The organism is Neptuniibacter sp. 2_MG-2023 (assembly GCF_030547495.1).
GTDB lineage: Bacteria > Pseudomonadota > Gammaproteobacteria > Pseudomonadales > Balneatricaceae > Neptuniibacter.
Window position 1 is genome coordinate 132,369 of the sequence record NZ_JAUOQC010000006.1, and the last position, 13,567, is coordinate 145,935.

General features: G+C 44.4%; 12 protein-coding genes. 7 read left to right on the forward strand and 5 right to left on the reverse strand.

The genetic code is table 11. The features are described from left to right. Positions 1 to 2: 2 nt before the first annotated feature. From trkA to def, 4 genes are all read right to left on the reverse strand, one after another. Positions 3 to 1,379: a Trk system potassium transporter TrkA gene (trkA, locus tag Q4486_RS07920; RefSeq protein ID WP_303417355.1), complete on the reverse strand. Its 1,377-nt coding sequence runs from the start codon at positions 1,377 to 1,379 to the stop codon at positions 3 to 5. A gap of 42 nt (positions 1,380 to 1,421) precedes the next feature. After that, entirely contained in the window at positions 1,422 to 2,729 is a 1,308-nt protein-coding gene (gene rsmB, locus Q4486_RS07925) for a 16S rRNA (cytosine(967)-C(5))-methyltransferase RsmB (RefSeq protein WP_303518999.1), read from the reverse strand. 5 nt (positions 2,730 to 2,734) lie between these two features. Further along, complete coding sequence (gene fmt / locus Q4486_RS07930; protein WP_303519001.1) at positions 2,735 to 3,679, reverse strand: methionyl-tRNA formyltransferase; 945 nt, start codon at positions 3,677 to 3,679, stop codon at positions 2,735 to 2,737. Between the two features lie 78 nt (positions 3,680 to 3,757). After that, positions 3,758 to 4,270, reverse strand: a complete 513-nt coding sequence (gene def / locus Q4486_RS07935) for a peptide deformylase (protein WP_303417349.1) — start codon at positions 4,268 to 4,270, stop codon at positions 3,758 to 3,760. Between the two features lie 255 nt (positions 4,271 to 4,525). Between def and Q4486_RS07940 the strand changes: the two genes are divergently transcribed. The 7 genes from Q4486_RS07940 to Q4486_RS07970 all read left to right on the forward strand — a co-directional run bounded on the left by Q4486_RS07940 (position 4,526) and on the right by Q4486_RS07970 (position 12,249). Continuing rightward, on the forward strand, positions 4,526 to 5,554 hold the full coding sequence (locus Q4486_RS07940) for a LysM peptidoglycan-binding domain-containing protein (protein WP_303417347.1): 1,029 nt from the start codon (positions 4,526 to 4,528) through the stop codon (positions 5,552 to 5,554). 15 nt (positions 5,555 to 5,569) lie between these two features. Continuing rightward, on the forward strand, positions 5,570 to 6,715 hold the full coding sequence (gene dprA / locus Q4486_RS07945; RefSeq protein WP_303519002.1) for a DNA-processing protein DprA: 1,146 nt from the start codon (positions 5,570 to 5,572) through the stop codon (positions 6,713 to 6,715). A gap of 150 nt (positions 6,716 to 6,865) precedes the next feature. Beyond that, positions 6,866 to 7,378, forward strand: a complete 513-nt coding sequence (gene purE, locus Q4486_RS07950) for a 5-(carboxyamino)imidazole ribonucleotide mutase (protein WP_067868572.1) — start codon at positions 6,866 to 6,868, stop codon at positions 7,376 to 7,378. Further along, entirely contained in the window at positions 7,368 to 7,943 is a 576-nt protein-coding gene (locus Q4486_RS07955; RefSeq protein WP_303417342.1) for an L-threonylcarbamoyladenylate synthase, read from the forward strand. The genes purE and Q4486_RS07955 overlap by 11 nt, the downstream gene beginning before the upstream one ends. 21 nt (positions 7,944 to 7,964) lie before the next feature. Next, positions 7,965 to 8,879: an oxygen-dependent coproporphyrinogen oxidase gene (hemF, locus tag Q4486_RS07960; RefSeq protein WP_303417339.1), complete on the forward strand. Its 915-nt coding sequence runs from the start codon at positions 7,965 to 7,967 to the stop codon at positions 8,877 to 8,879. 32 nt (positions 8,880 to 8,911) lie between these two features. Next, on the forward strand, positions 8,912 to 9,739 hold the full coding sequence (aroE, locus tag Q4486_RS07965) for a shikimate dehydrogenase (RefSeq protein ID WP_303417337.1): 828 nt from the start codon (positions 8,912 to 8,914) through the stop codon (positions 9,737 to 9,739). Positions 9,740 to 9,873: 134 nt separating this feature from the next. After that, complete coding sequence (locus Q4486_RS07970; protein WP_303417335.1) at positions 9,874 to 12,249, forward strand: Lon protease family protein; 2,376 nt, start codon at positions 9,874 to 9,876, stop codon at positions 12,247 to 12,249. Between the two features lie 247 nt (positions 12,250 to 12,496). On the opposite strand, the gene Q4486_RS07975 is transcribed toward Q4486_RS07970, so the two are convergent. Beyond that, positions 12,497 to 13,534, reverse strand: coding sequence for an LbtU family siderophore porin (locus tag Q4486_RS07975; RefSeq protein ID WP_303519003.1), 1,038 nt, complete (start codon positions 13,532 to 13,534; stop codon positions 12,497 to 12,499). Positions 13,535 to 13,567 lie beyond the last annotated feature (33 nt).

The following is a 13,567-nucleotide window of genomic DNA, read 5'->3' on the forward strand; positions in this document are numbered from 1 at the left end:
GCTTAGAAGAAAGTTAAGCCAACTTGGAAAAGTCGCTCAACCTCTTTAATTCGTCGTTTGTCGACAAGGAATAAGATCACGTGGTCGCCACTTTCAACGACAACATCATCGTGAGCAATAAGTACTTGATCGTTACGAACAATAGCTCCAATGGTCGTACCTTCAGGTAGCTTGATCTCTTCGATAGCTTTGCCTACCACCTTTGAGGATGAGCTGTCCCCATGGGCAACCGCCTCTAAGGCTTCTGCCGCGCCTCGTCGTAAAGCATGTACTGCAACAACATCACCTCGTCGCACATGGGTTAGCAGTGCGCCAATAGTTGTTTGTTGGGGGGATATGGCAATATCTATGGCGCCGCCTTGTACTAAATCTACATAAGCGGGGTTATTGATAAGGGTCATTACTGTGCGAACACCTTGGCGCTTTGCGAGCATTGAGGCCATGATATTGGCCTCATCATCGTTAGTCAGAGCGCAAAATACATCGGTATCTTCGATATTCTCTTCGATTAGAAGCTCTCTATCGGAGGCGCTTCCTTGAAGTACAATGGTTTTATCTAAGGTGCGGGCCAGTTTGTTACAGCGTTCGAGGTTCCGTTCAATAATCTTTACTTGGTAGCGATCTTCTATAGATTCCGCTAAGCGGGCACCTATATTACCGCCTCCGGCGATGATAATGCGCTTATAGGGGTTATCGAGACGGCGTAGCTCGCTCATTACTGCCAAAATATCTTTTCGTGCAGCGATAAAGAAGACTTCATCGTCTGCTTCAATCACTGTATCCCCTTTAGGGATAATAGGACTACCACTACGGAAAATGGCTGCAACGCGGGTATCAACGGCGGGCATATGTGCACGAAGGTAAGATATTTCGCGTCCTACCAGTGGGCCGCCATAGTAAGCCTTTACTGCTACAAGTTGTGCTTTTCCATCGGCAAAATCGAGTACTTGCAGTGCGCCTGGGTGCTGAATGAGGCGTTTGATATGTTTGGTAACTAGAAATTCAGGGCTGATTTTTACATCAATAGGGATGCCTTTTTCGCCAAAAATCTTCTGGTTTTTGTTGAGGTAATCATGCTCGCGAACACGAGCGATCTTTGTTGGCGTGTTGAACAGTGTTTGTGCAATCTGACAGGCGAGCATATTAACTTCGTCAGAGTTGGTAACTGCAATCAACATATCAGCATCTACCGCACCGGCCTGTTCCAGCACCGTTGGGTATGAGGCTTTGCCTTCGATGGTACGAATATCGAGTCTGTCTTGAAGCTCTCGCAGTCGATTCGTGTCTGTGTCGACGACGGTGATGTCGTTATCTTCTCGGGCTAAATTCTCAGCCAGTGTGCCGCCAACTTGCCCGGCACCTAGAATAATAATCTTCATTATCAGCCTTTTACTGCTGCTAGAGGCGGTAGAGTCGCCGTTTTAGTCGAGCTTACTCTGTTTTTCCAGCAGTGCATAATAGAAACCATCATGGCGATTGATTTGTGGAAATAATTGACGTCCATGCTCGCGGGCAATTCCCCAAGGTGCATCAATTTTTATCTCTGTTGCATTGTCTGTTTGTGCAATAAAGCGCTTTATCTGTCGCTCATTTTCTTGCGGGAAAATGGAGCAAGTTGCATAGAGTAATTTTCCGCCTGGTTTGAGCATCGACCAGCAGTTTTCTAAGATAGATAATTGTAGTTTAGATGTTTCATGAATATCTTCACCTTGGCGTAAATATTTAATATCTGGATTGCGTCTAATAACGCCGGTGGCTGAACAGGGTGCATCTAATAGAATTCGATCGTAGAGCGTTCCGTCCCACCACTCTTGATGTGAAGCATCAGCAATAATTACATTGGCATCTAAATCTAAGCGCTCTAGGTTTTCTTCGATTCGCCCTGCTCTTCTCTCTTCTAGTTCTACGGCATCAACGGAGGCTAGAGCGGGTTCGCTTTCCAACAGGTGGCATAGTTTTCCACCTGGGGCCGCGCAAGCATCGAGAACGGTTTGACCTGCCTGCAAATCTAGTAGTTGGGCGGATAGTTGGGCCGCCTCATCTTGCACACTAAAGGCGCCTTCCTCATAACCGGGCAGTGATTCAATATTTAATGAGGTGGAGAGGCGAATTCCTGTGGGACTAAATTCGGTTTTCTCTGCATCAACGATGGGTTCAAGCTGAGTTAAATAGCTTTCTCTATCTGTTTTGAGTGCGTTGATTCTTAACGTCAGAGGTGCTTGTTCATTGTTGGCTTGTAGGATCTGTTGCCAATGATCCGGCCAGTTGTTTTTTAATTTAGCGATCATCCACTCGGGGTGGTTAAATTGGTAAGATTCGTTGTCTGATAATGAGTCGATCAACTCCTCTTGTTCCCGTTGGAAACGGCGTAAAATGGCGTTCACAACTTTACCCGCCCACTCCTTATCTAAATCCCTACAAGCCTCAACACTTTCACTGATGGCTGCATGGGCGGGAATACGTGTATGTTGAAGTTGGTATAAACCTAGAAGCACAATCGCTTTAATATCTATATCGCGAAATTTGAAAGCGCGATTTTGAAGCAGTTTTATTATGCAATTTAACTGTGGGTGGTGACGCATAGTGCCATAGCAGAGTTCGCGAAGTAAGGCGCGATCTTTCTCTGGGCAGCGTCGCTCAATAGCGGGGAGCTGGGTGTTGAGCGAACCTTTGTTCTGCAATAAAGGAGTCAACACTTGAGCGGCTAAGGCACGGACATTGGATGTCATTATAGTTATCCTAGTTGTACGCCAGCACTAAACTGTTCACGTTTAGAGTTGAGTACTGAAGCTGCATCCATAGGCTTTTTACCGGGGAGTTGCAGCATCTTGATTTTGATAGCCCCTTCCCCGCAGCCAACAACGATGCTTTTTTTATCAGAGGGAAGAATTTGTCCTGCTACACCTTGTTGATCTAGTCGTTCGCATTCAAGCAACTTAATTGTTTCACCTTTTAGCTGGAAAGTAACCGCTATACGTGGGCTCAATGCGCGAATCTTTAGATCAATAGCTTCTGCTGATTGGTTCCAGTCGATCACGCCCTCTTCTTTGCTGAGCTTGTGGGCATAAGTTGCTAACTCATTATCTTGCATTTCAGCAGCAATGTTTCCTTCACATAGGCCGTTTAATGTTTCGATTAAGGCGGTTGCACCTATGCCACTTAAACGATCAAAAAGGGACGCTGCTGTATCTGTTTCATTTATAGGTGTTGCGGCTTTCAAAAGCATGTTACCGGTATCTAAACCTTCATCCATTTGCATGATGGTGACACCGGTTTCTGCATCACCGGCTAACATAGAGCGTTCTACAGGGGCGGCACCTCTCCAGCGTGGCAGAAGTGAGCCATGCACATTAATACAGCCTAAACGGGGAGTTTCTAATATGGAGGGTGGCAAGAGCATTCCATAAGCAACAACAACCATAATGTCGGCTTCAAGGTTAGCGAGTACTTGCTGTTCCTCCTTGGTTTTTAAGCTGGTGGGCTGAAAAACAGGGATGTTATGGGCTTGAGCAAGGTCTTTAACCGGCCTTGGTGCCATCTGGTTTTTGCGTTTTCCTTTTTTATCAGGCTGGGTATACACCGCTATCACTTGGTGGTCGCTATCCAGCAGCGCTTGTAAATTGTACGCGGCGAAGTCTGGCGTTCCTGCAAAGACGATACGAAGTGGGGTGTTAGCCATAAAAAAGTTATCCAAATTAAATAAAACAGGCCTGCGCTGTTAAGCGCAAGCCTGAGAATAGAGTGTAGTCGATCGCGCTTACGCGTGCTTTTCCATTTTGTGCTGTTTTTCAAGCTTACCTTTAATGCGGTTTCGTTTAAGCATGGAAAGGTAATCTACAAACAACTTGCCATTTAGATGATCTAATTCATGTTGAATACAAACCGCTAAAAGGTCGTCTGCAATAAGTTCGTATGGCTCACCATTGTAATCTAGAGCTTTTAACTTAACTTTTTGTGGGCGCTGCACATCTTCATAGAAGCCGGGAACAGATAAACAGCCTTCCTGATATTTGTGTAACTCATCTTCAAGTATTTCAAATTCAGGGTTAATCAGAATTAAAGGCTCGTTTTGTTCTTCTGAGATATCGATAGTAACAATACGCTTATGAATATTTACCTGCGTTGCTGCTAAACCTATGCCGGGGGCGGCATACATAGTTTCGAGCATGTCATCAATTTGAGCACGTACGGCATCATCAACCGTTTCTACAGGTTCTGCGATAGTGCGCAGGCGAGGATCTGGGTATTCTAGAATGGTTAATATTGCCATGATTTAATGTCTATTCTACAGTTGTGTGAGGCTATCCAGCAGGTATCTATCATTGATACATGCTAACGTTAGAAAGAAAGTAACTTTGTTTCTAATCAAATTTCTCGATTTTTCAGCAGATTGGCCGAAATAATATGTCGAGATCGATAGCGAAAAATATTATTCTGCCTATTATACTGATTAGAACGCTCAATGCATTGTCGTTACCTCGTTAGCTTGATAGTTTTATAGCTTGGGGTAATAAGGGAACTGGACATGAAAAAATTGTTATGTGGATTACTTGCCTTTGTGGTGCTTTCTATTACGCATGTTAGTGCTGAAACACGAGAGGATAGTTTGCTTCTTCGTGATGATTATCCACAAGAATACGTGGTAGTTAAAGGTGATACTTTATGGCACATATCAGGGCGCTTTCTGCAAAGCCCTTGGAAATGGCCAGAGGTTTGGGGCGTAAACCCACAAGTTGATAATCCACACCTTATTTATCCTGGTGATGTTATCTACTTAACATGGGTAGATGGTAAGCCTCGTCTTGGTGTTCGTCGAGATAGTGGTATCTATCCTCGTGCGCGAACCTCTCCGCTAGATCAGGCTATCCCTGCGATACCTCTACGCGACATCATCAGCTTTTTGAATGATAACCGTGTGTTAGAGGAAGATATTCTAAAGGATGCTCCTTATGTATTAGGTGGTAAAAGTGCACGCATCATCGCCGGTGCGGGCGATCGTATTTATGCTCGAGGTAGTTTGTTAGAAGAGCAGCGTCGACAAGGCATCTATCGTGCAGATGGTGAATACGTAGACCCTGATACGGAAGAGGTATTAGGTTTCGAGCTAACTAAGGTAGCTGATGCTGATGTGAAAACACACACAGACGATGTTATTACCCTTGATGTTGTGAAATCTAAAAAAGAGATTCGAGTATTGGATCGAGTAGTACCGACCGAAGAGGTTCGTATACAGTCTATCTTTTATCCTCAACCCTCTCCTGATGGTCTTGAAGGTAAAATTCTTAAAGTGCTTGGTGGTGTTAGAGATGGCGGACAGTTCAATGCTGTCGCCATTAACCGCGGTGTACGTGAAGGTTTAGAGCCTGGGCATGTTTTTGCTATTTACCGTAAAGGTGAGCGTCTTAAGGATCCTGTGACTAAAGAGTTCGTCACTTTGCCTAGTGAACGTTCGGGCGAATTGATGGTGTTTAAAGTATTCGAAAAAGTAAGCTATGGTTTAGTTATGCAAAGTACAGATGTCGTTTCTATTGGCGATACTTTGCGCCAACCATAATTTAAGGAAATAAAAATGACGGCAGATCCAAGGGACTGGATCGCCGTTGCAGCTCTGCCCAGTCTTGGGCCGGCTTCGATTAAAGCGTTATGGGAGCAAGGCTGGACGCCTGAAAAGCTTCTTAACGCATCTTCAATCGAATGGCAGCGGCTAGGTCTTAAACAGAAAACTGTAGATGCGCTGTGTGAATATCAGTGCTCCTCTCAAGGTCTTGTTCATCAAGCTATAGATACTGCTTCGCAGTGGCAAGCATCGTTTGATGACGCACATATCCTACCTATCACCCACTCTGATTATCCCCAATTACTTCGTGAAATTTATGATCCTCCTCCTATTTTGTTTGTTCGTGGGAATATTCAAGCACTTAATTTACCCCAGATAGCGATTGTCGGTAGCAGGAGCGCGTCTGTAAGTGGTTTAAAGCAAGCCTATAGGTTTGCCTTAGAATTCGCCAAAAATGGCGTTGTTGTTAATTCGGGATTGGCTTTGGGGGTTGATGCCGCGGCCCATAAGGCGTGCATTGATATTGAGAAGCCTACTGTCGCTGTTTTTGGTACCGGCATTGATCGGATCTATCCCGCCCGAAATCGATCATTAGCTGTAGATATTTTAAGAAATGGAGGTGCTTGGGTAAGTGAATTTTTCTTGGGCTCCCCTCCTATAGCGCCCCATTTTCCAAAAAGGAATCGCTTAATTAGTGGTATGAGCGTAGGTGTGCTGGTTGTTGAAGCTGCTCCGAAAAGCGGATCTTTAATTACGGCTAGAATGGCAATGGAGCATGGTCGAGAGGTTTTTGCGCTGCCGGGTCCATTAAATAATCCTTTAAGTCGAGGTTGCCACTTGTTAATTAAAGAGGGGGCTGCATTGGTAGAAACAGCGCAAGAGATGGTTGACCAACTTGCGCCCTTATTAGGTTGTTATCTAAATGAGGAGTTTGAGCAAGATAGCGTAAACCTAGACAGCAGTGCCCAGAATAATTTAATGGTTGAGTTGAGTGGCGCTGAAAGCCGCGTTTTAGAACAGATAGGTTATGAGGTTTGTTGTATAGATGCGCTAAGTGTTCAAAGTGGTTTAAGCATTGCTGAGTTGAGTCAGCTACTTGTCTCTATGGAATTAAAAGGAGTGATAGAGCAAAGAGAGGGTGGCTATATTAAGTGCTAAAAGAGTTTGGTTTGCCTAACATGAAATAAAAAGGAATATCAGTCGATTTTTCTATATATTTTTCGTCTATATCTATGACCTAACAGTTGTTGCAAAGCGGGCTTTGAACATTTAGTGTTCAGCATCCTAACCTAACTATCCGAGAGAGACATGAGCAAACCATTCCTTGCTATTCTAATGGGGTCGGATTCTGACCTACCTGTAATGACCGCTGCGGTTGACGTATTGCGCTCATTGGACGTTGCGTTCGAAATTAAAGTTAGCTCTGCACACCGTACTCCGGTTCAGACACATGATTATGTTAAAGATGCTGATGCTCGTGGTGCTGTAGCTTTTATTTGTGCTGCCGGAATGGCTGCTCATTTAGCAGGTGCCGTAGCTGCGAATACAACTAAACCAGTGATTGGTGTGCCAATTAATTCATCACTTGATGGTTTAGATGCGTTACTTTCTACTGTTCAGATGCCGGGTGGCATTCCTGTTGCTACAGTTGCTATTGGTAAAGCGGGCGCTAAAAATGCAGCCTACCTTGGTGCACAGATTATGGCTGTAGCGGATGCTGATCTTGCGGAACGTTTAAAGCAAGAGCGACAAGCTAATACTGATTCCATTGTTGCAAAAGATGCAGCACTGCAGGAAAAGCTACAGAACGGTGAGTTGTAATCAGAATTTAAACTGGTGGCATATCCATCAGTCTGTTCGGGCGATAGAACACGGAGGTGTTATCGCCTATCCTACCGAAGCGGTTTGGGGATTAGGGTGTGACCCTTTTAACCAAGACGCAGTCTCCCACCTGCTCAAAATTAAACGACGCCCTGTCGATAAAGGGCTTGTTTTGGTTGCGGGCAACCTGTCTCAAATACAATTTCTGTTAGATGACCTCAGTGCGGAAGAATACGATAAAGTAACGGCTAGTTGGCCGGGGCCTTATACGTGGGTTTTACCGGACAAAAAAGATATAATCCCCAGATGGATTAAAGGAAAACATAGTTCGGTTGCTGTGAGAGTGAGCGATCACTTACTTGTTAAAAAGTTAACTGAAACTTACGGTTCTTTCATCGTTTCAACTTCTGCTAATCCTTCAGCTCATTGTCCTGCAAAAGATATATTGAGAGTAAATACTTACTTCGGCAGTGAGCTTGATTATGTTTTGCCTGGTTGTTTAGGCGGATTGTCTCAGCCAACCCAAATTAAAGATTTAAAATCGGACCGTATCGTTAGGGTCTGAATATATAAGTGAGTGAGTACTATGTCCGCCCCAAATATCGAAGCTGTAAAAGAATATCTATTAAGCCTTCAGGACGCTATTTGTGATGCCCTTGAAAAGGTTGATGGCGGTGGTGAATTCTTTGAGGACGAATGGCAGCGTGAAACCGGCGGCGGAGGTCGGACTCGAGTATTAGCGGATGGAGCCATCATTGAAAAAGGCGGGGTAAACTTCTCCCATGTTTTTGGTGATAAGTTACCGGGCTCGGCTACTGCGCATCGGCCTGAGTTGGCCGGACGTAACTTTCAGGCGATGGGTGTTTCCTTGGTCATCCACCCAAAAAACCCTTACATCCCTACTTCGCATGCTAACGTACGCTTCTTTATTGCAGAAAAAGAAGGGGAAGATCCTGTTTGGTGGTTTGGTGGTGGTTTTGATTTAACGCCTTACTATGGCAATGATGAAGACTGTAAATTTTGGCATCAAACAGCTAAAGATGCATGTGACCCGTTTGGCGAGGATATCTATCCACACTTTAAAACATGGTGTGATGAGTATTTCCATCTGAAGCATCGTGATGAGCCAAGAGGTATAGGTGGATTGTTTTTTGATGACCTGAATGAGTATGGTTTCGAAAAAAGCTTTGCTCTGATGCAATCTATTGGTAACGCTTATAGTAAAGCTTATATCCCAATTATTGAGCGTAATAAAGATAAAGAGTACGGCGAGCGTCAACGTGATTTCCAACTGCATCGTCGTGGACGTTATGTTGAGTTTAACCTTGTTTATGATCGTGGGACACTTTTTGGCCTTCAGTCTGGTGGGCGTACAGAGTCAATTCTAATGTCACTGCCTCCTGAAGTGCGTTGGGGCTATGATTGGAAACCAGAAGCAGGCACTGAAGAATCTGTGTTATATGATCGTTATTTAAAGCCTACAGATTGGTTGAATGTTTAACATTACTCAAGCAATGTAAAGAGTCCAGATATATGACAGATCGTTATGCCGTTTTTGGCAACCCTATAACGCATTCAAAATCACCGCAGATTCATACGGCTTTTGCTGAAAATACAGGTCAAGATTTGACCTATGAGGCGGTTGCTGTAGCGGAAGATAAATTTGCTGAAACTGTTGAGTCATTTTTATCCGGCGATGGGCGGGGGTTGAATATAACTATACCTTTTAAGCAGGAAGCTTGGGCGTTAGCTACCGTGCGATCCCCTCGTGCAGAACTTGCCGGAGCAGTGAATACTCTCTATCGCGATGAGCAGGGGCAGCTCTGTGGTGATAACACTGATGGTATAGGTATGGTGCGAGATATTATTCGTAACCATGGCGGCAAGATTGAAGGTAAGCGGGTTCTTATTCTTGGTGCTGGTGGTGCGGTGAGGGGCGTGTTACAGCCTGTTTTAGAGCAGAAGCCACAGCGATTAGTGATTGCAAACCGAACCGCTTCAAAAGCGGTTGAATTGGCCGAACTGGTTGCTCATTTAGGTAATGTTTCCGGATCTGGATTTGATACATTGGATGGACAATGTTTTGATTTGATTATCAATGGGACCGCTGCGAGCCTTCAGGGAGAAGTGCCTCCCATTCCTGCTTCTGTTTTAGCTGATCATGCTTGGTGCTATGACATGATGTATTCCGCCTCCCCTACTGCTTTTTGTCAGTGGGCTTTAGATAAAGGCGCAGAAAAATCAATTGATGGATTAGGTATGCTCGTTGAACAAGCCGCACAATCCTTTCAAATATGGCGCGGAATTGAACCTGATTCTCAGTCGGTAATTAAACAGCTTCGTAATCTATTAACTGATTGATTTTAATACAACTGTTATCTTTCCTTGTTTTTCCATCAGAGCTTGCAAGCGGCGCTTCTGGGGGGTATAACTTCAAGAAACACAGGTAAAAATTGTGATTTCTTAATGACCCCAGTCATCAGCGGGAGCGCCATATGGTAACGGAAACCCGACTATCCACTGAGCAGCTCTATTGCAGCTGTGATCCTGAACTACTACCTTTTAAAACCACATCAACACTTGAACCTTTTACCGGCTTTTTTGGGCAGGATCGGGCGCTTGAGGCGATGGAATTTGGTATTGGTATGCGCCGTCCAGGTTATAACCTGTTTGTTATGGGAACGCCTCATACTGGACGTTTCTCTTTTGCGATGGAAAACCTAAAAGCGGTTGCCAAAAAAGAGAAGAAACCGACCGATTGGATCTACCTTAATAATTTAAAAGATAATCGCCATCCTTTGGCCATCAGTTTTCCCGCCGGGAAGGCACAGCAGTTTAAGCGTGATATTAAACATATTATTGAGGGCGCTTTAACGGAGATGCCCGCGGCGTTTGAAAGCCCAACTTACCAGCGTAAGAAAAGTAAAATCGAGCGCGATTTTAATCGTTATTATGATCATGCGATTGATGCCGTTGAGCGCGAAGCGCGTGAACATAGTATTGCTGTCTATAGAGATGCCGGGACTATAGGGTTTACTCCTGTTGCTGATGGGCAGGCAATGGATGAGGCAGCTTTTTCTCAGCTAACTGAAGAGGCGCGAGCTGGATTTACTAGAGCTATTTCTGAGTTAGAAGATCAGCTAAATGAAGCGCTAACTGGCTTGCCTCAATGGCGTCGTGAAGCGGCTGAAAAGTTAAAAAATCTTGATCGAGACACAACTAGAGAAGCGATCTCCCCCCTATTCCAACCGATTAAAGAGAAATATGCCAATCTCTCTGCAGCCATGGACTATTTGGCTGAGATGGAAAACTCGTTGGTTAAAAACTGTAGTGAAATTGTCGGTGATGACAAGGTTCTAGAGCCCGTAACTGATGCTGCCCGACGTAACTATATGGAAAGCAATTATGGGGTTAATCTGCTAGTTGATAATGTTAAAACCAAAGGCGCTCCCGTTGTTTATGAGGCTCATCCGAGTTATGAGAATCTATTTGGCCGCGTTGAATACAATACGGAGATGGGTGCGCTGTCGACCAACTACAAGCTTATTCGTTCTGGTGCATTGCATCAGGCTAATGGCGGTTATTTGGTTATGGAGGCGGAAAAGCTATTAGAACAGCCTTTTGTCTATGGCGCTTTGAAGCGTGCACTGAAATCCCACGAGATAAGTATAGAAAGCCCTGCCAGTGAATATACAGGGATTAGTACTATTACACTTTTGCCGCAAGCGGTGCCTTTGACAGTAAAGATTGTGCTTGTGGGCTCTCGAGATATTTATTACTTACTACAAGAACTCGACCATGATTTTGAAAAGATGTTTCGTGTTGTGGTCGATTTTGATGAGGATGTAAAGCGAACTCCACAGATGGTGCGTAGTTATGCCCGTTTGATGAAAACCTTAGCGGATGAAGAAGGTTTAGCGCCTTTAACTCGTCGAGCGGTAGCTCGGTTGGTGGAACATAGTTCTCGGCAGGCTCAAAATCAAGCGCTGTTATCGGCTCATATTGGTGAGTTAGTAGATCTGCTCTGTGAAGCGGATTTTAAACGGATCAAGGAGGAAGATGAGCTAATCAATGCTGATCATGTGGAGATGGCATTGAATGCGAAAGAGCGTCGCACAGCACGTATGGCGGAGAAGATTGAAGAGGGTATCGTAGAAGAGACCGTATTGATCGATACTGAAGGTGAGGCTATAGGTAAAGCCAATGGCTTAACTGTACTTCAAGTGGGTGATGTGGCATTTGGTACACCTGCACGTATTACTGCGACGGTATATCCCGGTAATCGCGGTATTGTGGATATTGAGCGGGAGGTGACTTTAGGTCAGCCTATTCACTCGAAAGGGGTGCTTATCCTCAGTGGTTTCCTGGGTAATCAGTACGCTAAAGATTTCCCTATGGCGATGTCCGCGAGCATAGCTCTAGAGCAATCGTACGGCTATGTTGATGGTGATAGCGCTTCATTAGCGGAGGTTTGTACTTTAATCTCAGCACTTACCCATATTCCAATCAGTCAAAATTATGCAACCACTGGTTCAATCAATCAGTATGGTGAAGTGCAGGCAATTGGCGGTGTAAACGAGAAAATAGAAGGTTTCTTTAATCTATGTAAGGCTCGAGGCTTGAATGGCGAACAGGGGGTGGTTATCCCTAAGGCAAATATTCGTAATTTAATGTTAAAAGCTGAAGTGGTTGAAGCGGTGAGACAAGGGGAGTTTTCTGTTTATGCAGTTTCCCACGTGGATCAATGTTTAGAAGTCTTGATGGGGCGTAAAGCCGGTAAGCTTAAAGAGGATGGTACGTTTACTCAGCGCAGTATTAATGCCCAAGTGGTTAAGCGTTTACGTGAAATATCCAGTGCTAAAGCCGATTAGGCTTCATACCTTATGCTTAAAATAGGTAAAAGTTGTTGCTAGCTAGTTCCATGCTTAGCATTTTACCGATACTATGCACGCTATTAGTGCAATGGTTTCATTGTCACTAAGGTTATACCGAATTGTGACGACCGGCATTGATGATAGAAGGGGGATTCAATGCCGGTCTGTCACACTACGAAGTAAATAGCAGTTTTTTACTGCAGATCTACTTAGTTCACTGCTTGGAAACAGTTAACCTTGTGGTTTAAAACTCTGTTACAAGTACAAGGTTTAACGTATCTGTTTCTTCATTGCTGTATGACTCTTCACGAACATACTCTGCAACAACAGACGCATTTTCACCGAATGAGCGCTCTACACCTAGAACAATACGTTCTTCCGCTAGGTCTACAACATTCTGGCCATCATCTGTTTCACTATAGCCTGCAAAGATTTGACCGTCAGCACCAAACACGTTAGTTGCATAACCTGCATTTAGGTGTAGGAAGGTTGGGTCAATAGATGTGTTGTCAGCATCAATATCAATATATTCTGCAGACAGTGCTAGAGCACCGACTTCATATAGGCCGTTTACACGCCATGCATCGCCTGCTGGAAGGCCGTTTAGGTCAGCAACATCGCTTAGGTAACCCGCACCAAAAGACAAGCCTTCAGTTACAGCGAAATCTGCGCCTAAACCAATAGTATCAAGGGTATCGCCATCTTCTGCGCCATTAAAAGTATAAGCGTCTAGTGTTAGGCTATCGTTACCCCAGCTAACCATCGCCATACCTTCTTTGATATCGAAAGCATCGTCAGTTAGTGGATCAGTCCATGAGTTGCTGTTAATAACAGCAAATGGAACTGGTGCTTTACCAACAGTAAGGGATAGGTTGCTATCTGGTGCACCAATTACAGCGTAAGCTTCAGTTACGTCTAGTTTTTCAGCGTCTGAATCATATTCAATTAATGAAGAAAGCGTTACGTTTTCGTTAACTTTAGCTTCAATGCCTAACTCAAAAGTGTCAAGCAGGACATCATTTGTGCTGTTGCCGCCGTCTTCTTCAGAGTGAGTTGCAAGAACTTCTAACGCACCTGAAACGCTTACGTTATCAGCAAAACCACCAGAGGTATTAGATGTAGTTCCTTGTTTAGCTATAGTAGCTTGCTGAGTCGCTAGCTGAGATTCAAGCTGTGCGATGCGCGCTTTCATTGCTGCTAATTCTTCTGCAACGTCCGCAAATGCAGGAGATGATATTGCTAGAGCCGCTGCAACACATGTAGCGATGGCTGTTTTTTTCATGGTTTTTCCCTTCATCTTTATGTAATAGTAATA

What these genes read in the sequence shown, in the direction of transcription:
- trkA (WP_303417355.1), bottom strand. Translation starts at nt 1,379, where the DNA reads ATGAAGATTATTATTCTAGGTGCCGGGCAAGTTGGCGGCACACTGGCT.
- rsmB (WP_303518999.1), bottom strand. Translation starts at nt 2,729, where the DNA reads ATGACATCCAATGTCCGTGCCTTAGCCGCTCAAGTGTTGACTCCTTTA.
- fmt (WP_303519001.1), bottom strand. Translation starts at nt 3,679, where the DNA reads ATGGCTAACACCCCACTTCGTATCGTCTTTGCAGGAACGCCAGACTTC.
- def (WP_303417349.1), bottom strand. Translation starts at nt 4,270, where the DNA reads ATGGCAATATTAACCATTCTAGAATACCCAGATCCTCGCCTGCGCACT.
- Q4486_RS07940 (WP_303417347.1), top strand. Translation starts at nt 4,526, where the DNA reads ATGAAAAAATTGTTATGTGGATTACTTGCCTTTGTGGTGCTTTCTATT.
- dprA (WP_303519002.1), top strand. Translation starts at nt 5,570, where the DNA reads ATGACGGCAGATCCAAGGGACTGGATCGCCGTTGCAGCTCTGCCCAGT.
- purE (WP_067868572.1), top strand. Translation starts at nt 6,866, where the DNA reads ATGAGCAAACCATTCCTTGCTATTCTAATGGGGTCGGATTCTGACCTA.
- hemF (WP_303417339.1), top strand. Translation starts at nt 7,965, where the DNA reads ATGTCCGCCCCAAATATCGAAGCTGTAAAAGAATATCTATTAAGCCTT.
- aroE (WP_303417337.1), top strand. Translation starts at nt 8,912, where the DNA reads ATGACAGATCGTTATGCCGTTTTTGGCAACCCTATAACGCATTCAAAA.
- Q4486_RS07970 (WP_303417335.1), top strand. Translation starts at nt 9,874, where the DNA reads ATGGTAACGGAAACCCGACTATCCACTGAGCAGCTCTATTGCAGCTGT.
- Q4486_RS07975 (WP_303519003.1), bottom strand. Translation starts at nt 13,534, where the DNA reads ATGAAAAAAACAGCCATCGCTACATGTGTTGCAGCGGCTCTAGCAATA.